This window comes from Nocardioides sp. 616, assembly GCF_002930065.1.
GTDB lineage: Bacteria > Actinomycetota > Actinomycetes > Propionibacteriales > Nocardioidaceae > Nocardioides > Nocardioides houyundeii.
In genome coordinates, this window is the sequence record NZ_POAG01000017.1 from 237,739 (window position 1) to 256,145 (window position 18,407).

The following is an 18,407-nucleotide window of genomic DNA, read 5'->3' on the forward strand; positions in this document are numbered from 1 at the left end:
CGCATGACGGCACCGGCATGGCTGGGGATCGGCGCCCAGCGCTCCGGGACCACGTGGTTCACCGACCTGCTCTGCCAGCACCCGAGCGTGGGGCTGGGCACCAACGGCAAGAAGGAGCAGCACCTCCTGCACAAGGTGGGGGACGGGCTGGAGAGCCCGGCCACCTACCTCGACCTGTTCCCCGCCGACGGCGTGGCGCGGGGGGAGTGGACCCCGCAGTACCTGCGGCACTCCTCGGCACCGTTCGCGGCGTCGGGTCTGCTGGCCCCCGATGCGCCGGTGCTGGCGATCCTGCGCGACCCGGTCGAGCGCTTCCTCTCCGCCATGCGGCTCGCCGCGACCAGGGCCAAGTCGCCCTGGCCCTACCCGGTGCCGATCACGGTGCAGACGTTCAGCGGGTTCTATGCCGACCAGCTGGCGATGTGGGCCAACGCCGTGGGCCGCGAGCGGATGGTGGTGATGGTCTACGAGGAGGTCCGTCGCGACCCGCAGCGTGCCGTGGACGCGGTGTGGCGTCGTCTGGGTCGGGCACCGGTGCCGCTGGTCGACGTGGACCGTCCGTCGCGCTCGAGCAGCGCGGCCAGCTGGGAGCCTCCGGCCGGCCAGGTGGAGTCCCTGCGGGTGCTCTACCGGCCGCAGCTCGCGCGGCTGGCCGAGGAGTGGGACCTGGACCTGAGCAGCTGGACCACTCTCACCCGCTGACCGGAGCCAGCCGGGAGCCGTGGCGGTCCTTGATCACCTGGAGCTGCGTCGGGATCCGCTCCCGCATCTCCGTCACGTGGCTCACCACCCCCACGACGCGGCCGCCGTCCCGCAGGGCGTCCAGGGTGTCCAGGACGTCGTCGAGGGTGTCGGCGTCGAGGCTGCCGAATCCCTCGTCGACGAACAGCGTGCCCAGATCGGCTCCGCCCGCCTCCTCGGTGATGACGTCGGCCAGTCCCAGCGCCAGGGCCAGGGACACCACGAAGGTCTCACCGCCCGAGAGCGTGGCAGGGTCACGGGTCTCCCCGGACCAGTCGTCCCGGACCAGCAGGCTCAGCCCACCCCGGGTCTCCCGGGTGCCGCGCTGGCCGGTGTGCTCCAGGGTGTAGCGCATGCCGCTCATGCCGCGGAGCCTGGCGTTGGCCGCCTGGACCACCTGGGAGAGCCGGTAGCCCAGGACGTAGGCCGCCAGTCGCATCTGGAGTCGGTTGTCGGCCGACTTCCCCTCGGCGAACGAGCTCAGGTCCACGGCCACCCGCAGCTCCTCGCGCAGCGGCCTCCACTGCTGCAGGGCAGCGGCGAGCTGGGCGCCGAGGTCCTGCAGCCGGTCTGCGTCCTGGCGGGCGCGGTCGGCAGCCGCTCGCACCCGGACCAGCTCGGCGCGGGCCTCACGGTGGCTGCGGGCCAGCCCATCGAGATCGGGGACCGGGGCCGCTGCCGCGGCCCGCAGCTCGGCGTCCTCCAGCAGACCGGTGAGCCGGTACTCCTCCTGCGCGTACTCCTCGATCAGGGTCTCCAGGGCCTGACAGGTGTCCTGGTCCCGGTGTGCCCGGCGTACGGCGTCCGCATGGGGCAGCTCGCACTCCTCGAGTACGCGGCGCAGGGCCTCCTCGTCGACCCGGAGCCGGTTGGTCGCGCGCTCGGCGGCGGCCTGCAGGGTCAGGTAGCGCTTGCCGAGGGAGGCGCTGGTCTCCAGCGCCTGCAGCAGCGAAGTCACCGAGGTGTGCGTGCTGCCGGCGAGCGCGGCGGTGCGGGCCGCGTCGAGCGTCTCGAGGTCGCTCTCGCAGACCTGGAGCCCCGTCTCGATCCGAGCCACCTCCACCTCGGCCTCCCGGGACGCGTGGTGGGCCGCCGTCAGCCGGCGCTCGAGGTCGACGAGCTCAACGCGGATCGCCACCGCGCGACGCTCCGCCTCCTCGGCTGCCGCCAGCTGCTCCTGGCACTGCGTGAGGCGCTGGCGCAGCGACTCGTGCGGCTCCTCCCCGGCTCGGGCGGCCGTCGCGTCCCGCTGGGAACGCAGCTGCTGGACCCGGTCGTCGTGGACGTGCAGCAGAGCCTTGGCGTCGTCGACGGAGCGCATGGCGCCGCGCTCGGCGGCGCCGTCGGGGGAGCCGGGAGACGGGCTGGCGCGGTGCGGGTGACTGCACGAGCCGCAGACGGGACAGGAGTCGCCGACCGCCAGCGCACCGGCGATCTCCGCCGCCATGCCCTGGATCCGGGTCTCCCGGATGTCCAGCCAGGTCTGGGTCAGGTCCTGCACACGCTCGCGGCACTCGGCACGCTCCGAGGCTGCCTCGGCCAGCTCGGCCTCGAGAGCGACGAGCAGCTCCTTGTCGGTCAGCCGGGTACTCAGCACGGTCACCTCGGCCTCGAGCTGGGCCGCCGAGCCGGCTGCCTGCTGGCTGGAGGTGAGGGCGCTCTGCCGGTGCTCCAGCCGAGCTGGCAGCTCCGCGAGCTGGGCGTGGGCGGACTCCACCCGGGCGCGGGCGTCGGCCAGCCGCCGCCGCGCGTCGGCCCGGGCCTCGTGCAGCTCTGCCAGGCGCCGGTCCGAGTCGCGCAGCGGCCCGAGGGCCGAGCACTGCTGCTGGACCGAGCTCAGCAGCGCGTCGACCGCCTCCGCGGCGGCGTCGTCGCGGGGTAGTGCCACCGCCCGGTCGGCACCGAGGTGCTGTGCCAAGGACTCCAGGGCCGAGTCTGCCCGCAGGCGCGCCGCACTGGCCTCGAAGGTCGCTGCGTCGACGAGCTTCAGCACGGGCATGGCGCCAGCGGCGCGGCGCGCCTCGCGCAGCTCGGAGACCCTGCGGCCGTGCTGGTCTGCGGCGGCGAGGTGCGCGCCGAGCTGGGCCCGGGCCGCGGCGTGCCGCTCCTGGAGCTCGTGAGTCCGGCGCCCCAGGGTGTGGCGCTGCTCCGCCTCGCGCTCGGCCGCCTCGGCCCCGGGCAGGAGAGCCGCCGCCCGTCGGGCAGTGGCGGCGGCATCGGCGGTGACCGCAGCCGTCCACGCGCCCAGCTCACCCGATCCGGCCACCGGCTCCAGGGACTGCAGGTCCCACTCGTCGGGCACCGCAGCGGTCGAGACCTCGCACACGCGGCTGACCAGGGCGGCGACCGCGTCGTGGTGGGTGCGCGAACGCCGCGCGAGCTGGAGCCGGTGCTCGCGCAGCCAACCCTCCATCCGCGAGAAGCGGCTGGTGTTGAAGAGCTGCTGCAGCACCGCCTGACGTTCGTCCGACTTGGCCCGCAGGAACGCCTGGAAGCGGCCTTGGGGGAGCATCGCCACCTGGCAGAACTGGGTGAGGCTCATGCCCAGCAGCGCCCCGACCAGGTCGCCCACCTCGTCGAGCCTGGTGGAGACGGGCTGCCACCCGCCGTCGCGATGCTCCGCCAGCGCCACCGACGCCTGCTGGTTGGTGGTGCCGGTGCCCCGCTTCTTGGGTCGTTGCCATGCGGGGGACCGGACGAAGCGGAACCGGCGGCCCGAGAGCGTCGCCTCCAGCGTGACCTCAGGCGCCACGGAGGGTGCGGCGTGGTCGGAGCGCAGCCGCTTGGCGGCACCGCGCTCGCCCGGCACGTCGCCGTACAGGGCGAAGCAGACGGCGTCGAGGACGCTGGACTTGCCGGCTCCGGTCGGCCCGGTCAGCAGGAACAGGCCGGCCTCGCTGAGCTCGTCGAAGTCGACGGTGACGGTCTCGGCGAACGGACCGAAGGCGGTGACCGTCAGGGTGTGCAGCCGCATCAGCGCCCCGCCTCGGAGACGGTGAGCAGGGAGTCGACGTCGGTGTCGTCGCAGCAGGCCTCGCTGGCCTCGCGCAGCAGCAGCGACTCCGCCTCGGTCGCCGGTGCGCCGCGCAGCTCGGACATGAAGGCGAGCGTGATCTCGTGATCGGTCAGACCGGTCGTGGGTCGGCGCGAGGAGTCGGGATCGGCACCGCTGCCCTCGGGTGCGAACCCGATGACAAGCGTGTGCGGGAAGCGGGTGCGCAGCCTGTCCATGGCACGCAGCGGCCGCACGGCGTCGGTCAGGGTGGCGTGAACCCAGGACTCCTGGTGCTGCGCCAGCGCCGGCTCACCGAGCAGCTCCTCGAGAGTCCCGGTGATCTGGGACAGCGGTCGCGGCACCGGCGCCGGCACGAACTCGGCGGCGCTCATGCCGCTGCGGTCGAGATCGATGAGCCACGACCCCTTCGTGTGGCCGGCCTCGGAGAACGAGTAGGCGAGCGGGGAGCCGCTGTAGCGCACCGCCGCCGACAGCACCTGGGCGCCGTGCAGGTGGCCCAGGGCGGTGTAGGAGATGCCGTCGAAGAGAGCGCCGGGAACCATCGAGATCCCACCCACGCTGATGTCGCGCTCGGACTCCGAAGGCGCGCAGCCGGTCACGAACGCGTGGGCCAGCACCACCGACCGCGAGCCTGCCGGCCGGCGGTCCAGATCGGCACGGACGCGGCGCATCGCCTCCGAGAGCGCGGCCTCGTGGCTACGGACCGGCAGCCCCCAGGGCTCTCTGACGCTCTCGGGGTCGAGGTAGGGGATGCCGTAGACCAGCACCGGGCCGTGCTCGTCGCTGAGCTCGACGGGGGATCCGACGCCCGAGGCGTCGGTGCGGATGTGGACCCCGGCCGCGTCGATCAGCGTGGAGCCGAAGCCCAGGCGCAGGGCGGAGTCATGGTTGCCGCTGGTCACCACCACCCGGGCCCGTGAGCTCGCCAGTGCCGCGAACGCCTCGTCCGCGACTCGGACCGCATCGACGTGTGGCAGTGCCCGGTCGTAGACGTCGCCGGCGACCACCACCAGGTCGACCGACCGGCGCTCGACCACCTCGAGCAGGTGCTCGAGGAAGGCACGCTGGTGCGCCAGCATGCCTTCGCGGTGGAAGGACCGGCCCAGATGCCAGTCTGAGGTATGAAGGATGCGCACGGGTCGACCATAGGAGTCGGGTCCGACAGTCCTGAGCAGCCCACGCCGCAGCGGCAGAGACCGTGACCAGGACAGGGACCGTGAGCGGGTCTCAGCGCGGGCCGAAGGTCTCCCGGACCGCGATTCGCCGCTCGAGGGAGTCGACCAGGTCGAGCAGGTTGCGGTGCACCGTGGGGTCCAGCGTGCCGGAGCCGGCGAGCTGCCGTGCGGAGGCGACCAGAGCAGGGTCCAGGCAGGTGCCGGGGAAGAACGCCTTCACGGCCGTCCCCAGGACCCAGCCCGCGTGCGTCAGGGGCAGGTCGGGCAGGGCGTCGAGGTAGCGCTGGGCGAAGGCCTCGGTGACCTTCTCCTGGCCCGCGCGCCACATGCCGCGCCCCGCGGCCTCCAGCTCGTAGTTCGCCACGTCCGCGTCTCCGGTGAACCGGCGCCATGCCCACTCCTTGGCCTCCACGGTGGGCAGGGACGCCACGGCCCGCGAGTGCTCGACCCGGGAGCGCGCCGTCGGCTCGGACGCCAGGGCGCGGTCCAGCTCATCGGGATCGCTGGAGCCCAGCACCGCGAGGCGCACCAGGAGGGCCCAGCGCAGGTCCAGGTCCAGCTCGAGCCCCTCGGGGAGCCCGCCCGCCAGCCAGTCCCGCAGCCGGGACTCGTCCGCGGCCGTGGCGACCGCGGACTGGAAGGCGGCCAGCTGCAACGTGCTGCCTGCGGGTGCCGACCGGGCGCGAGCCAGCATCGTGCGGTGGATCCGGGCAGCACTGGCTGCGGGGTCAGGTCCCAGCTCCACGCCCGAGGCGATCGCCCAGGGGAGGGTGTAGTTCACGGCGTCGTCGTTGTCCTCGTGAGGCATCGCGGCCTCCACCAGGTCCAGCACGTCGGAAGGGTCGACGGCGACCTGGTGGAAGGAGCTGCGCAGACCGTTCCAGGCGCCCGCACGCACCCGGGCGTCGGAGACCGTCGGCAGCAGCGTCTTCAGGCTCTGGACCGTGGCAGGGTCGAGCAGGGTGGCGGCCCAGGTGTCCTCGTAGGCGTCCAGGACGACGGCGGGGGCCTCGGTCCGGTAGGGCGTCTGGTCGCCGACGATGGTGACGGGGGAGGTCTCCCACCCTGAGGCCGAGACGGTGGTGACGCCGAAGGTGTGGGAGCGGTCCGCCGGGTTCCCGCGCGGGGGAGTACGACGGATGGTCCCGGCGTCCCGGTCGAGGACGATCGTGTCGGGCCCGGCCGTGCGCAGCCAGCTGTCGGTGAAGTCGGCCAGGTGCTGTGCTCCGGCCCGCTCCCAGGCTCCGAAGAGGTCGCTCATGGTGGCGTTGCCGAACCAGTGGGAGTCGAAGTGGTCGATGACGCCGGCGAAGAAGACCTCGTCCCCGAGCCGGGCGTTGAGCTGCTTGAGCACGCTCGACCCCTTGGCGTAGGAGATCCCGTCGAAGTCCTGGAGCGCCGCCCTGGCGTCCACCGCCCCGTTGCCGGCCACCGGATGGGTGCTCGGGCCCTGGTCCGCGACCAGGCCCCACTGCCGACGTGCGTACGCCGCATGCGTCCAGGCGTCGCCGTACTCGGTGACGTCGGCGGTGACCCGGTTGCCCATGTACTCCGCGAAGCTCTCGTTGAGCCACAGGTCGTCCCACCACTTCGGAGTGGTGATGTTGCCGAACCACTGGTGGGCCATCTCGTGCGCCACGGTGGTGGCGCGCTGGATCCGCATGCCCCGGGTGACCCGGCTGGAGAACACCAGCGGGTCGCGGAAGGTGACGCACCCGGGGTTCTCCATGGCGCCGGCGTTGAACTCCGGGACGAACGCCTGGTGGTAGTTGCCGAAGGGGTAGCGGGTCCCGAACAGCCGGTGGTACTCGTCGAAGCACGCCTTGGTGATGGTCAACAGCTCGTCGGCGTCGGCGTCGAGGTCTCGCGCGATGCTTTGCCGGGCGCTCAGGCCCAGGGGGATCCCGTCGTGCTCGTCGTGGATGAGGTGGTAAGGACCCGCGACCAGGGTGACGAAGTACGTGGAGAGCGGGGGAGTGGGCTCGAACTCCCAGACGCCGGCCTCGACCTGCGCGCCCGGAGCGTTGCCGATCACGGTCCAGTCGGCCGGGGCGGTGACGTGGAAGGTGTACGGCGCCTTGAGGTCGGGCTGGTCGAAGCAGGCGAAGATGCTGGGAGCGGCGTCCATGAACGACATGCCGTACACGTAGCGACGGCCGTCGGCCGGGTCGACGTGCTGGTGCAGCCCCTCGCCGTCGTTGCGGAAGGCCATCACGGCGTCCACCACGACCTCGTTGCGCCCCGCCACCGTCGACAGGGGCACTCGTCCGGCCTGCAGGGTGTCGTGGTCGAGCTCGGTGCCGTTGAGCCGGAGGCTCTTGACGCCGGCGGGCTTGAGGTCCAGGAAGGTCTCACCGCCCTGACTGTCGAACAGGATGCGGGTGAGGGACCCGAAGGTCGCCTCATCACTGGCCAGGTCGAGGGTGACGTCGTAGGAGATGACCCGCAGGAGGTCGAAACGGGTGCGTGCCTCGGCGTGCTGGAGGCTTCGGTAGCTCGTGCCCATCGCGTCAGCCTAGCCAGGTGCCCCGCTGAGCCCGCAGGCTCCATATGCTCGTGGCATGACGCAGACGCCTGGTTCCTCGACCGAGTCCGAGAATTCCCGCAGCGTCACCTTGACCCGGATCGGGGACGGCCGGTTCAAGGCGATGAACGCGCGCGGGGGAGAGACCTTCTTCGGAACGGGGGGCCTCGACCCCGACTTCACCCCGGTGGAGCTGCTGCTGGCCGCGATCGCGGGCTGCAGCGCCATCGACGTCGACCTGATCACCGGCAAGCGCTCCGAGGCGGTCTCCTTCGACGTCGCGTGCCACGGCGAGAAGGTGCGCGACGAGCAGGGCAACCACCTGCGCGACATCCGGGTGGTGTTCGACGTGCGGTTCCCAGACGGGGACGCCGGCGACCAGGCCCGGGCAGTGATGCCGCGTGCCATCGCCCAGACCCGGGACCGGCTCTGCACCGTGAGCCGGACCGTGGCGCTGGGGGAGCCGGTGGTCTTCGAGGACGTCAACGCCCAGGACTGAACCCGGTGGCCCGTCCCTCTACTTGAGGGTGACGCCGGTGATGGTGATCTTCTCCTTGGGCGGGCCGTCGGGCGCGCCGTCGGCCGCGCCCTTCGCTGCGACCTTCTCGACGACGGCGAGCGCGTCCTCGTCCAGGGTGCCGAAGACCGTGTACTGCGGCGGCAGTTCGCTGTCGGCGTAGACGACGAAGAACTGCGAGCCGCCCGTGTCGGGCTGACCCGTGTTGGCCATGGCCAGGGTCCGGGCCGGGTAGGTCTCGTCTCCGGTGAGCTCGTCCTCGATCGTGTAGCCCGGGCCGCCCGTGCCGGTGGCGGTGGGGTCACCGCACTGCAGGACGTAGATGCCTTCGGTCACCAGACGGTGGCACTGGGTGTCGTCGAAGTAGCCCTGCTCGGCGAGCGAGAGGAAGCTGTTGACCGTGCAGGGCGCGGAGCCGGCGTCCAGGGTGATGCCGAGTGCGCCGACGTTGGTCTCGATGGTGGCAGGGACGTTGTCTCCCTCCTCGGCCGTGGACGGCGGGAGCTCGACCTCGCGGGCCGCCTGCGCGCCGTCCTCGGCGTACTCACAGGCGACCTCGCCGGCCGCTGGATCCGGTGCCGTGTCGTCGTCATCGCCGCACCCGGCGAGGGCGGCGAGGCAGAGGAGGGGTGCCAGGGCGAGCTTGAGGGAACGCATGGCACCGATGCTAGGTGAGGGGACTGCCTGCGGGACACCGGGTGGCCCCGCAGGCAGTCGCGTCAGCGGCGCAGCGGCCGGACGCAGCCCGCCTGACGCCCGACCTTGGCCAGACCCGTCAGGTCACCGGCCCCGAGCTGCAGCGGCGAGTAGTAGCCCTCCGCCGTGCCGTTCATCTGCTGCGACACGTCCCCGGTGTGACCCAGTCCCACCGCGTGACCGATCTCGTGGATGACGACCCGGGTGGCCTGGGCGGCGTCGAGGGGCTTGACCGTGTCGATCACGACGCCGGCGCGCTTGATCAGGGCCAGCCGGCCCCGGCGGTCGCGCCCCCACACCATCTTCGCCGCTCCGCCGCGGCCCTGCTTCCCGGTGATGTCCTCCTTGGTCTGGGACTGCGGCGCGAAGGCGATCAGCAGGTCGGTGCTGCGAGTCTGCTTGGGCGTGCCCTTGGTGGCCCAGGGGACCGCGCTGGTGGTGCCGCGGTACCGGAACCGCAGTCCGGTGCCGAGGGCGATCGCGGCGACTGCCGTGTCGATGGTGGAGGCAGCCCAGGGGGCGGCCTGGGCGATGTTGATCCGGTAGTCGATGGGCTTGCACGGGTTGAAGCGTGCGCGCAGCTTGGGACTGATGTAGGCCCACGAGTCGGGGCTGCCCTGCGGTGTCCAGCTGGGGACGACGCTGACGCGCTGCGGCTTGGTGCGGACCGCGCGGTTCTTCCGGGTCCCGGCGACCACCACGCGGGTCTTGGCCGAGTAGAGCCAGTGGGTCGGCAGCGCCAGGCTGAACGTGCCGTCACGACCGGTCTTGCTTCGGGCCACCTTGGTCCAGCCGTCGGGGAAGCGCTGCTGCAGCACCACGCGCCGTCGGTTCTTGCCCTTGTCCTTGACGACGCCGGTAATCGCGGTCGGAGTGGTGGCCACCACGCTGCTCACCCAGGCCACCTGGACCTTCGACTTGGCGGGACGCGCGGACGGCGGCTCGGCCGCGGCCGTGGAGAGGCCGGTGGCCATCGTGGTGGCGATGACGGTCAGCGTCACGAGTGTTCGTCTTGCGGTGTTCTTCACGGTTCCCCCAGGTGAGTGCGTCGAGTGCGGGGGAGTATATGTACTTTCACGACGTGCGCTAGTGGGCTCCGAGCCAGGAGTTGAAATGGCGGACGAACTGGTCGTGGCTGGCCACCATCGCGACCGGGTTGCCAGGGACGCCCAGCACGTGGTCGCCCGGCACGAGCAGGTGCTCCCCGGGAAGCGCGGCGAAGACGTCGGGGTCCAGGCAGGGGTCGCTGGACCCGATGACGCTGAACTGCCTGGCCGGATAGGCCAGGAGCGTGGCGGCCAGGTCCGGCTCGGTCAGGAGCGGGGTGAGCCACGCGGCCTCGTAGCCGCGCGAGGCCGCGCGTGCGGCCGCGAGGGATCCCAGCGACTTGGCGACCACCAGCACGCGTCCGTCGTACCCGTCGACAGCCTCATCGAGCTGGTCCCCGACCCAGGTGATCTCGTCCTGGACCGCCCGGACCGTGCCGGCTGAGGGCGCCTCCCACCAGACCTGCCGCACCGACCAGCCGCGGGCCAACGCCGTATGGGTGGCGAAGAACAGCAGGGGGCCGTCAGCGGTGTAGCGCCGGCCCGGAAGTACGACGCAGCGGCCGACCGGCGTCTGTTCGGGGGCGTAGTCGACGTACCGGCTCATGGCGACATGCTTCTGGGCGCCTGGAACGGGGTCAACCCCGTCTGCCCGAGGGCGGGGCGTCAGCTGAGCGGGCTAGGGTCGATCGGTGACCTCGTTGCGCAGCGGCACCCTGTCCGACCTCACCGCTCGAGAGCTGCACGCCATCCTCAAGCTGAGGGTCGACGTCTTCGTGGTCGAGCAGCAGTGTCCCTACCCGGACGTGGACGACCGGGACGCCGAGCCGACCACCGTGCACATGTGGCTGGCCGCCGACGACGGACGACCGCTCAGCGTGCTGCGCATCCTCCAGGACCCGGACGCCGCCGTGATCGGACGAGTGGCGACCGCGCGGGACGCCCGCGGCCACGGGTACGCCGCCCGGCTGGTGGCCGCGGCACTCGAGCGCATCGGCGACGGGCCGGTGCGCATCGGCGCGCAGGCGTACCTGGAGGAGTGGTACCAGCAGTTCGGTTTCCAGCGCACCGGGCCGAACTACCTGGAGGACGACATCCCGCACCTGCCGATGCGGCGCCCCGGGACTGCGGGTTGACCAGGGGACAGGTGTGCACGATTGCGGCCACGGCTCTTGCGGGACGTGGTCTATACGCCGAGTGCCGACTCACGAGAGGCTGAGCTCCCACTGGCCGACCGCCGACCAGCAACCTCGCATTTCCGGCGACGATCAGTCGTTACGGGAATCGCTCCACAAGACGAGCTCGCAGAACGGCGGTGCGGTTCTGGCCGAGGGCGTCCCACGCGGTCTTCGTGCGCCCAACTCGGGTACGCGGGTCGAACTGCGGGTGGGCGAGCAGGACGTCGTACAGGGGAAGCCGGCTCTCCTCGTCCAGGTTGGTCATCCTCGCGAGGCAGTTGAGCGGCGTTCCGACCTTCTCGGCGACTGCGTTCGGGTCGGCTCCGGCGTCGAACAGACGTTGCAGGAGCGCCGCCTCGCGTGCGTGGTCGCGGGTGCCGTGCTCGCGGAGCAGGATGTGCGGGGGAGTGAGGCCCTCCGGCGTGGTCGTCGCCGGGTCGGCGCCGTCCTCGAGGAGCCGGGCCGCGACGTCGATCCGGGCGTCCACGTCCGGGTTGTCCAGGACTGTGTGCAGCAGAGGCCAGCCGGTGGCCGGGTCACGTGTGAGGAGGTCGCCGGGCTGGTAGGCGGAAAGGATGCGGTCGGTGCTGGCCCATTTCGCCAGGGAGAAGACGGTCTCGGCCGGCAGGCCCGGGCCATGGATGTGGAGGCGCTCCTCGAGGAGCTCGACGAGGTGGGCGCGCTTGATCCGCCAGCGCCGAATGGTCTCCAGGGTGGATCTGCCGTAGGTGGTCGGAGTGAGCAGGTCGAGGTCAGGTCGAGCAAGGAACACGGCGTAGTACGGCGCCAGGTCTTGGTCGCTGAACTGGAATCGCGCGGCCAGGGCTTCCAGGGCCACGCCTTCGCGGGGATGTGCGTGGTTGACGTCGCACCCCCTGTCGAACAATGCGGCGAGCAGCGGCGCTTCGTCGCCGGCGTGCTCGGGTCGCACGCGGGCCACGAGCAGGTGGGCCGTGGAGTAGCCGCCGGCGCTCAGCGCCGCCGCGTCTGCGCCGTCGGACAAGAGCAACTCGGCGATGCGCAGGCGCGTTGCCCGTTCGCTGTTGCACAGGGCGTGGTGCAACAGGGTTTCGCCCCGGGGATCGACCCACCTCGCGGCCGCGCTTGGTCGGTAGCAGGCGAGGAAGTCCTCGACGCTGCGGTACCGCGCCGCCGTGCTCATGGCCGTGCCCCGTCTCGCCGAAGTCATGGCGATCCCTCCGTCCCATCCGCATCGGTACCGCGCAGGTCCGGCAGTTTGCAGGCTACTGCTGGACGTCGGCACTGGTGTTCCGTCTCGCGGATGCGTCGCGTCTCACCGACTAGTCAGCGCGCGTGTGCAGGGAACAGGAGTTATGTCACCCAGTCGTAGGTGCAACCGACCAATGCACAGGCATGGGCGGTGGCCTCGAATGCCTGCGCACCCTCGCGAGCGTGCCGTGGGGAAGGACATCGATGACGAACGGACGTCGGTGACCCTGACCAGGTAGTTCGGAGTGCGGTGGTGACGGGCGGCCATCGAAAATGGGGATCCCACGACAGTGATTGACATAATGTAAGTTATCGGATCGCCCAAGTCCGACGAGTTCAAACAGCTGAGAGCTCGTCGTAGGCCGGGCTCGACGCTGACCGTTCCTGATCTTGGCAACCCCAGTCGCGCTCAACGCGGCGGTAGCCGGTCGAGCACTGCCAGTTGGGACAGGGCGCGTGTCACGAGTTGGTCGTTGGCGTTACGCCAGTGCTCAAGCATGGAGGCGCCTCCATGCCCGTCGCCCTCGTCGACGATGAGAGTCGACCCCGTCCAACGGCGATGTAGGTCCCAAGCGGTGACGAGCGGTGAAGAGATGTCGCGGCGTCCGTGGATGAGGACGCCAGGCATATTGAGCTTGTCGACTTGGTCGAGGATGGGCGGATCGCAGAACCCGTCGTGTGACCAGTAATGCGTGGCGAGTCGCACGAAGGCGTGCCGGAAGCGGTCGTCGTCCCAGCGGGGGTCTCGTTGGAAGCCACCGGCGCCGATGGAGATGTGGGTGTCCTCCCAGAGCGCCCATTCTTGGGACGCCGCTTCGCGTGTGGCCAGGTTGGGCGAGTTCATGAGGCGCGCGTACGCCGTCACAAGACGGCCTTCGCCGCGTCGGTAGCCGATGGCGGAATTCTCGGCGTGGGAGGCAAGGCGGTTCCAGGCCTCCGGGAAGAGCATTCCGACTCCCTCGGTGATCCAGTCCACCTCGCGGCGGCTCGTCGAGGTTACGGCGAACAGAACGACCCCGAGCACCCGCTGGGGATGGGTTTGCGCGTAGGCCAAGGCAAGAGTGGAGCCCCACGATGCGCCGTTGACGATCCAGGCTTCGACGCCGAGGTGTAAGCGGAGCCGCTCGATGTCTCGGACGAGGTATGCGGTCGTCTGGTCGCGCATCAAGGCCGATGGGTCGGATGCGTGCGGAGTGGAGCGACCGCATCCGCGCTGATCAAAACCCACGACCCGTGTTCTAGTGAGGTCGAACTTGTGGCGGTAGCGACTGGTGCCAAGGCCAGCTCCGGGGCCGCCGTGGAGGTAAAGCGCGGGGACTCCGCGTCGAAGTCCCCATTCCTCCCAGTACATCTCGTGGCCCCGCCCGAGGTCGAGCACTCCGGCGACGCGAGGGTGCCCCTCGGCATCTGGTGACGGGCTGGTCATGGTGAAGCACAGCATGACAGCAACAAAGGGCACCACTCCCGAGGCCATCGGCTCCGAAGCCCGAGGTGAGACCCGTCCATCCCCTCAGCGGGGCCGACTCGGCGCCCTCCACATGTCGCTTCGCCAGTTGAGTCCACAAGTACAAGCAGATGAGGTTGTCCGCCTGGGCCTCATACCTCGTACGTTCAGCGGGAAGGGCAGACTTGCGGGATGTTCCATCGGCATCCCTTCCTCAGCCTCCTCAGCGGTGGCTACCTGGTCTTCGTCGGGTGGCTGACCCTGACGCCCCAGGCGATCGGCGACCGCGAGACGAGGCTGGTCAACCGGGTGCTGGGCGCCCTGCACCGTCGCGGGATCGTCGAGTCGCTCGACTACTCACGCGTCGAGTTCCTGGCCAACATCGCCCTCTTCGTGCCCATCGGGATGTTCCTGCTCCTCCTCTTCGGCGCCGGGGGCTGGTGGCTGGCGGCCATCGGCTCTTTCGTCCTCACGGCCTTCATCGAAACCGCCCAACGGCAGATCCCCGGTCGTGTCCCGGACGAGCGCGACCTCTTGGCCAACACGGTCGGGGGTCTCATCGGCATCGCCCTGACCCTGGTGCTCGTGCTGCCGGCGACCCTGCGGCGCCGACGACGCCGACGGGGGCGACGCCAGGCCCGGCACGTCGTCTGAAGCCACTCGGCATCGATCACGGCGAAACGATGGTGACGGTGCCATAGGCCGGCGGGTCTTCCACTCCAATGCCCAGGCTCTCCACGACGTCGCGCACCGGTCTCGGGCTCGCATCGCCGGGCCAGGAGGGGTCTGGTGCCCCGGATATGCCAAAAAGTGCCAGCCCGCGAGTCGCCCCCAAGGTGAACCGCAGCACTGTGTACACACCCCCGAAGCCAGCTCGGTGCAGCGTGTCTGCCCAGGCCTGGGTGAGGTCGTAGCGCTCGGTGACAGGCAACTCGTTGGTTGCTCGGAACTCGCTGGCGCGCGCCGAGGTGGTGTCAGCGGCCTTCACATCCACCGGCAGGCGCAGTCGCGAGAGGAGGCGGTCGGCGACGAGGTCCGAGTCCACCCAGCCACGGTCGGCGCAGTCAGGGCCAACCAGTTCGTTGACCGCCCCCGTCTCGGTGCTCGCGAGGTAGCAGGTGCCATCCGGATTCGGCAGGTCGAACCGTCCTTCCCCCTCGTCGCCTGGCGCATAGGAGGCGAAGTGCCAGGCGCCCCTGTCGGGGGTAGGCCGGTCCCGGTGTTGGCGGTACCACTCTCCGTCGGCGCGCAGCGTTCTGCGCGGGAAGCGGGTGAAATCAAGCGCTGTCTCATCAGGGGCGCGCAGCGCAAGGCTGTTGCGGTGGTTGCTGCGACTCACTCAGGCGGCCCACCGGCGTGCGGTGTGTCGAGCCAAGTTCAGTAGTTGGTCGCGATCGCGGCCATCGTTGAGCCACTGAATGGCGGTGCATCCGTCGAGGTCCTCGCTGGGTGTTGTCAGCCAAGTTCCAACCGACCAACTGGAGCCCCCGGCAAAAACGGCGAGGACGTCGGCCAGGCCGGGCATGACCTCGTGGTCGCGGAACTGCCACGTGGGATAGATCCAGCGTCCATCCGACGTCCGCAGCGCTAGGACCGTGCCTCGCCTCCGGCGATGCTCGACCGCCTGCTTGGAGATCGGGTTCGCCCCCGGTTGCGCCAGCACGACCCTGACCCCAGCGGTGTCGTAGAACTCCGGCCCGACCTGCTCAGCCATCTTGCTGGCTGGCGCGGGAGCGGGGGCCACGGCCAGCATCCGCCTGGTCAGCTCCCGGGGGGACAGTCGAGGGGCGCCTTCACGCAGTCGCTGCACGATCGCGGGGACCAGGGTCGTATCGAGCTCAGCGACCAGCGCCTCGCGGTACTCCTGCAAGTCGCGCGACAGTCCCGAATGCTCCGCCGGCTGCTGGGCGGTCCCCCGCGTGGAGGTCTCGCGCGCGCTGTTGCCGCTGACACCGAGTGCCTTGTTGGCTGCCATGCGGCGCTCCCGGGAGGGTTCGGTACTGATTGTGAGGTCAAGTCGGTCAACCTCCAGCCTACCGCGCGACGCTCGCTGGCGGTCAACTCGGTCAAGTCAACGGGGAGCACCTCCGCGCGTGCGATCGACGCACTCGTCGCCTGGCACGAGGGTGGCCAAGAGGCGATGTCCGAATCGCTCGAACTCCTCGTCGCCTAGTCCGTACGCCCACACGGCTGTGCCCACCGCCTCCCCCAGCAGTTCGCGCCGCCACTGCTCGGGGTCGCGAGGATCGTCGCCATACCCGTCGAGAAAGGCTGCTTCGAGCCCGGGGTCACGTGAGAAGTCCTGCCTGGCCAGGCGGACGAAGTCTTCGGTTGGCGGCCGCAGGTCTGCCCGCCCGAAGTCGATCACCCGCACGACGCCCCTGTCGATCAGCCAGTTGCGCGGTTGCCAGTCGCCGTGAGTTGGTACGACGCGCGATCCACCGCCCGGCCATGTCGGTACCTCCGAGCGGACAGCCTCCTCGATTCCGGCATCGATTCGGTGAGGGAGATCGAGGAAGCGGAGGACACGAGCGCGGAACTTGTCGTGCCACTCGTGGTCGGTGGCCGACACCTGGCTGTGGTACTTGGCCAGAAGCTCGCCTGCCTGACGGTAGGTCTCAGGGTCGTCCTGCGCCGGCGTTCCTTCCAGCAATCGGCCGGACAGGTACCGGGTGACCAACACCTTGGTGACAGCGTCGCCGTACAAGAGCTCAGGCGCATGCCCCGTCGAGGCCCAGGGGCGGAGCCACTCCCGATGAGCCCGAAGCTCACGACCGATGTGGTGGTCCCCCGGCCCGCCAGCCTTGAGGACAAGACGACCCTGCTCGCTGCTCAGCTCGAGCACGACGGTCTCGACCAGCTCCCAGCTGTGATCGGCGACCACCTGTGCGTCTGGAACCCAGCGCGCCAACAGATCGCGCTGCTCGGAGCTGAGTCGGTTCAGTTCATCGACCACGGCGCGAGCCTACTGAGAAGAACGCCCGCGGCTCCCTGGCTATCCTGGGAAGGACAACCACCGTGGCACGATCGGGTCACGGCGCACCGGACGCGCGAGGCCGGCGGCGACTGTCACGTGAGGCCGTCGCAGCTTTGCCCATAGGCAGGGGCATCGACATGTGCACGAGCATCAGGTTTTCCGACGGAAGCAGCAATCTCTATCTCGCCCGCAACCTCGACTGGACGTACGGCTATGGGGAGCGGGTGGTAGTGACACCCACCGCATGCGACACGAATTCACCTTTCGGCGCGGTGCCGCGGATCCAGCACGCCGTCATCGGCATGGGGATCGTGGAGGAGGACACACCGCTGTACTTCGACTGCGGCAACGACGCGGGTCTGGCCGTGGCTGGCCTCAACTTCCCGGGCTACGCGAGCTACGCCCAGGAGCCGGTCGAAGGTGCGACGAACGTCGCCGCCTTCGAGTTCCCGCTCTGGGTGACCTCCCAGTTCGCCAGCGTCGACGAGGTCGAGGCCGCACTCGACGACGTCGTCATCGTCGACGAGCCGATCAACGACAAGTACCCGAGCTCGCTGCTGCACTGGATCATCGGCGACTCGACGCGCGCCATCGTCGTGGAATCCACGAGCGAGGGCCTGCAGGTCTTCGACAACGATGTCGACGTCCTTGCCAACCAGCCGGGGTTCTCGTGGCACCACGAGAACCTGCGCAACTACCTCAACACCTCACCCGCCTTTCCCGAGGAGACCATGCTGGGGCGGGCGCACCTGGGCCCGTTCGGCTCGGGGTCGCACATGCGAGGGATTCCCGGGGACTACTACTCGCCGTCTCGGTTCGTGCGCGCGGCCTACGTCAACGCCCACTACCCGGGCAAGGCCAGCGAGGAGGAGAACGTCAGCAGGGCGTTCCACACGCTCCAGCAGGTCGCGATGGTGGACGGCAGCGCAGCCATGGGCTCCGGCGACTTCGAGAAGACCATCTACACCGGGCTCTACTCGGGGCGGACCAAGACGTACTACTGGAACACCTATGACGACCCGGCGATCCAGAGTGTCGCGATGGCCGACCACGCGTCTGACGGAAGCAAGCTCATCGTCGTCTGAATGCGCGAACCCCGGGCTAGTCGTCGCTGCGGGACACCGCTGTCGGGAGCTCTCGGGTGCGCAGGAGCTCGGCGGCAATGAAGCGGATCTTGACGTTCTGCGTGGACGAGAGACGCGTGAGCAGGGAGAACGCGCTGACCGCGTCCACGCCGTACCTCTCCATCACCACACCACAGGCTTGGCCGATCAGCGTGCGTGAGTCCAGGGCCGACTCGTACTGGTCGATCTTCTGCGCCGCGAGCACGGCCAGGGCGATGTGCGCAGCAAGTGCCAGGCCCTCCGCCTTGTCCTCTTCGTCGAACGCGTCGACCTCGGTCGAGTACATGCTCAGGGCGCCGATGACGTCCTTGATCGTGAACAGACGGAACGTCAGGACGCTGCGTGCTCCCGTGGCCTCGGTCAGCCGAGGCCCCCAGGTGGGCCACCGGTCGTCGGCCGCAAGGTCGGGCACGTAGACGCTGTCCTGCTCCCACAAGGTGTCCAGGGCCGGACCCTGGGCCAGTTCTTCCTGGAGCCGGTCGCCGGTGGCAGCAAGGTCGTCGCTGGCTGCCGGGGTCTCCACGCGCTTCTTGCCATAGACCAGCGAGATGCTTGCCGAGTTGCAGCCTTCGACGTTGCGCACGAGCAGCTCCACGGCGCTCTTCACGGTCGCATGGGGATCACTTTGGTCCTGCAGCTCGCGCGCGGCGGCGGCCATGCGATCCGCGATCGACCCCTCCACCTTCGACTTGACGACGTCTTTCGCACCTACCGGCATGACGGTTCATCCCATTCCCTG

17 protein-coding genes are annotated in these 18,407 nt (G+C 70.1%); 5 read left to right on the forward strand and 12 right to left on the reverse strand.

Annotated elements, in window-relative coordinates; all coding sequences use genetic code 11:
- The first annotated feature begins 3 nt into the window (after positions 1–3).
- Entirely contained in the window at positions 4–702 is a 699-nt protein-coding gene (locus C5H89_RS07575) for a sulfotransferase (RefSeq protein ID WP_104106418.1), read from the forward strand.
- Here the strand turns inward: C5H89_RS07575 and C5H89_RS07580 are convergent.
- The 3 genes from C5H89_RS07580 to pepN all read right to left on the reverse strand — a co-directional run bounded on the left by C5H89_RS07580 (position 692) and on the right by pepN (position 7,438).
- A complete protein-coding gene (locus tag C5H89_RS07580; protein ID WP_104106419.1) occupies positions 692–3,715 on the reverse strand; it encodes an SMC family ATPase in 3,024 nt (1,007 codons plus the stop codon). The two genes, C5H89_RS07575 and C5H89_RS07580, sit on opposite strands and share 11 nt — an antisense overlap.
- The gene (locus tag C5H89_RS07585) at positions 3,715–4,893 is read right to left on the reverse strand and encodes an exonuclease SbcCD subunit D (RefSeq protein ID WP_104106420.1); all 1,179 of its coding nucleotides are present in this window, start codon (positions 4,891–4,893) and stop codon (positions 3,715–3,717) included. The genes C5H89_RS07580 and C5H89_RS07585 overlap by 1 nt, the downstream gene beginning before the upstream one ends.
- Positions 4,894–4,984: 91 nt before the next feature.
- Positions 4,985–7,438, reverse strand: a complete 2,454-nt coding sequence (gene pepN / locus C5H89_RS07590; protein WP_104106421.1) for an aminopeptidase N — start codon at positions 7,436–7,438, stop codon at positions 4,985–4,987.
- A 55-nt stretch (positions 7,439–7,493) separates the two neighbouring features.
- On the opposite strand from pepN, the gene C5H89_RS07595 reads away from it, so the two are divergent.
- The gene (locus C5H89_RS07595) at positions 7,494–7,955 is read left to right on the forward strand and encodes an OsmC family protein (protein WP_104106422.1); all 462 of its coding nucleotides are present in this window, start codon (positions 7,494–7,496) and stop codon (positions 7,953–7,955) included.
- An 18-nt stretch (positions 7,956–7,973) separates the two neighbouring features.
- Here the strand turns inward: C5H89_RS07595 and C5H89_RS07600 are convergent, their stop codons facing one another.
- From C5H89_RS07600 to C5H89_RS07610, 3 genes are all read right to left on the reverse strand, one after another.
- Positions 7,974–8,630, reverse strand: a complete 657-nt coding sequence (locus C5H89_RS07600; RefSeq protein ID WP_104106423.1) for a peptidylprolyl isomerase — start codon at positions 8,628–8,630, stop codon at positions 7,974–7,976.
- Between the two features lie 62 nt (positions 8,631–8,692).
- Positions 8,693–9,670: a matrixin family metalloprotease gene (locus tag C5H89_RS07605; protein WP_104106424.1), complete on the reverse strand. Its 978-nt coding sequence runs from the start codon at positions 9,668–9,670 to the stop codon at positions 8,693–8,695.
- Positions 9,671–9,755: 85 nt separating this feature from the next.
- Entirely contained in the window at positions 9,756–10,322 is a 567-nt protein-coding gene (locus tag C5H89_RS07610) for a hypothetical protein (protein ID WP_104106425.1), read from the reverse strand.
- 85 nt (positions 10,323–10,407) lie between these two features.
- On the opposite strand from C5H89_RS07610, the gene C5H89_RS07615 reads away from it, so the two are divergent.
- Complete coding sequence (locus C5H89_RS07615) at positions 10,408–10,851, forward strand: GNAT family N-acetyltransferase (RefSeq protein WP_104106426.1); 444 nt, start codon at positions 10,408–10,410, stop codon at positions 10,849–10,851.
- Positions 10,852–10,990: 139 nt separating this feature from the next.
- On the opposite strand, the gene C5H89_RS07620 is transcribed toward C5H89_RS07615, so the two are convergent.
- Together C5H89_RS07620 and C5H89_RS07625 are read right to left on the reverse strand one after the other, a co-directional pair.
- Complete coding sequence (locus C5H89_RS07620; RefSeq protein ID WP_162799280.1) at positions 10,991–12,082, reverse strand: hypothetical protein; 1,092 nt, start codon at positions 12,080–12,082, stop codon at positions 10,991–10,993.
- A gap of 450 nt (positions 12,083–12,532) precedes the next feature.
- A complete protein-coding gene (locus tag C5H89_RS07625; protein WP_345840640.1) occupies positions 12,533–13,597 on the reverse strand; it encodes an alpha/beta fold hydrolase in 1,065 nt (354 codons plus the stop codon).
- 162 nt (positions 13,598–13,759) lie between these two features.
- Here C5H89_RS07625 and C5H89_RS07630 point away from each other — a divergent pair, with 162 nt between their 5' ends.
- Complete coding sequence (locus tag C5H89_RS07630) at positions 13,760–14,221, forward strand: VanZ family protein (RefSeq protein ID WP_104106428.1); 462 nt, start codon at positions 13,760–13,762, stop codon at positions 14,219–14,221.
- Positions 14,222–14,237: 16 nt separating this feature from the next.
- Here the strand turns inward: C5H89_RS07630 and C5H89_RS07635 are convergent, their stop codons facing one another.
- The 3 genes from C5H89_RS07635 to C5H89_RS07645 form a co-directional block, all read right to left on the reverse strand.
- Positions 14,238–14,906: an RES domain-containing protein gene (locus C5H89_RS07635; protein ID WP_104106429.1), complete on the reverse strand. Its 669-nt coding sequence runs from the start codon at positions 14,904–14,906 to the stop codon at positions 14,238–14,240.
- Positions 14,907–15,542 carry a hypothetical protein gene (locus C5H89_RS07640; protein ID WP_104106430.1) on the reverse strand — a complete coding sequence of 212 codons (636 nt, stop codon included), beginning with the start codon at positions 15,540–15,542 and terminating at the stop codon, positions 14,907–14,909.
- A gap of 96 nt (positions 15,543–15,638) precedes the next feature.
- Positions 15,639–16,523 (reverse strand): aminoglycoside phosphotransferase family protein, encoded by an 885-nt coding sequence (locus C5H89_RS07645; RefSeq protein WP_240181754.1) that lies wholly within the window; start codon positions 16,521–16,523, stop codon positions 15,639–15,641.
- Positions 16,524–16,681: 158 nt separating this feature from the next.
- Here C5H89_RS07645 and bsh point away from each other — a divergent pair, with 158 nt between their 5' ends.
- Positions 16,682–17,629, forward strand: a complete 948-nt coding sequence (gene bsh / locus C5H89_RS07650) for a choloylglycine hydrolase (protein ID WP_104106431.1) — start codon at positions 16,682–16,684, stop codon at positions 17,627–17,629.
- A 16-nt stretch (positions 17,630–17,645) separates the two neighbouring features.
- On the opposite strand, the gene C5H89_RS07655 is transcribed toward bsh, so the two are convergent.
- The gene (locus C5H89_RS07655) at positions 17,646–18,386 is read right to left on the reverse strand and encodes a GAF and ANTAR domain-containing protein (RefSeq protein ID WP_104106432.1); all 741 of its coding nucleotides are present in this window, start codon (positions 18,384–18,386) and stop codon (positions 17,646–17,648) included.
- Positions 18,387–18,407: the final 21 nt, after the last annotated feature.

Bases quoted from the DNA above. Each gene is read 5' to 3' on its own strand.
- C5H89_RS07630 (WP_104106428.1), top strand. From the start codon at position 13,760: ATGTTCCATCGGCATCCCTTCCTCAGCCTCCTCAGCGGTGGCTACCTG.
- C5H89_RS07575 (WP_104106418.1), top strand. From the start codon at position 4: ATGACGGCACCGGCATGGCTGGGGATCGGCGCCCAGCGCTCCGGGACC.
- C5H89_RS07655 (WP_104106432.1), bottom strand. From the start codon at position 18,386: ATGCCGGTAGGTGCGAAAGACGTCGTCAAGTCGAAGGTGGAGGGGTCG.
- pepN (WP_104106421.1), bottom strand. From the start codon at position 7,438: ATGGGCACGAGCTACCGAAGCCTCCAGCACGCCGAGGCACGCACCCGT.
- bsh (WP_104106431.1), top strand. From the start codon at position 16,682: ATGTGCACGAGCATCAGGTTTTCCGACGGAAGCAGCAATCTCTATCTC.
- C5H89_RS07640 (WP_104106430.1), bottom strand. From the start codon at position 15,542: ATGGCAGCCAACAAGGCACTCGGTGTCAGCGGCAACAGCGCGCGCGAG.
- C5H89_RS07625 (WP_345840640.1), bottom strand. From the start codon at position 13,597: ATGGCCTCGGGAGTGGTGCCCTTTGTTGCTGTCATGCTGTGCTTCACC.
- C5H89_RS07600 (WP_104106423.1), bottom strand. From the start codon at position 8,630: ATGCGTTCCCTCAAGCTCGCCCTGGCACCCCTCCTCTGCCTCGCCGCC.
- C5H89_RS07610 (WP_104106425.1), bottom strand. From the start codon at position 10,322: ATGAGCCGGTACGTCGACTACGCCCCCGAACAGACGCCGGTCGGCCGC.
- C5H89_RS07580 (WP_104106419.1), bottom strand. From the start codon at position 3,715: ATGCGGCTGCACACCCTGACGGTCACCGCCTTCGGTCCGTTCGCCGAG.
- C5H89_RS07595 (WP_104106422.1), top strand. From the start codon at position 7,494: ATGACGCAGACGCCTGGTTCCTCGACCGAGTCCGAGAATTCCCGCAGC.
- C5H89_RS07620 (WP_162799280.1), bottom strand. From the start codon at position 12,082: ATGACTTCGGCGAGACGGGGCACGGCCATGAGCACGGCGGCGCGGTAC.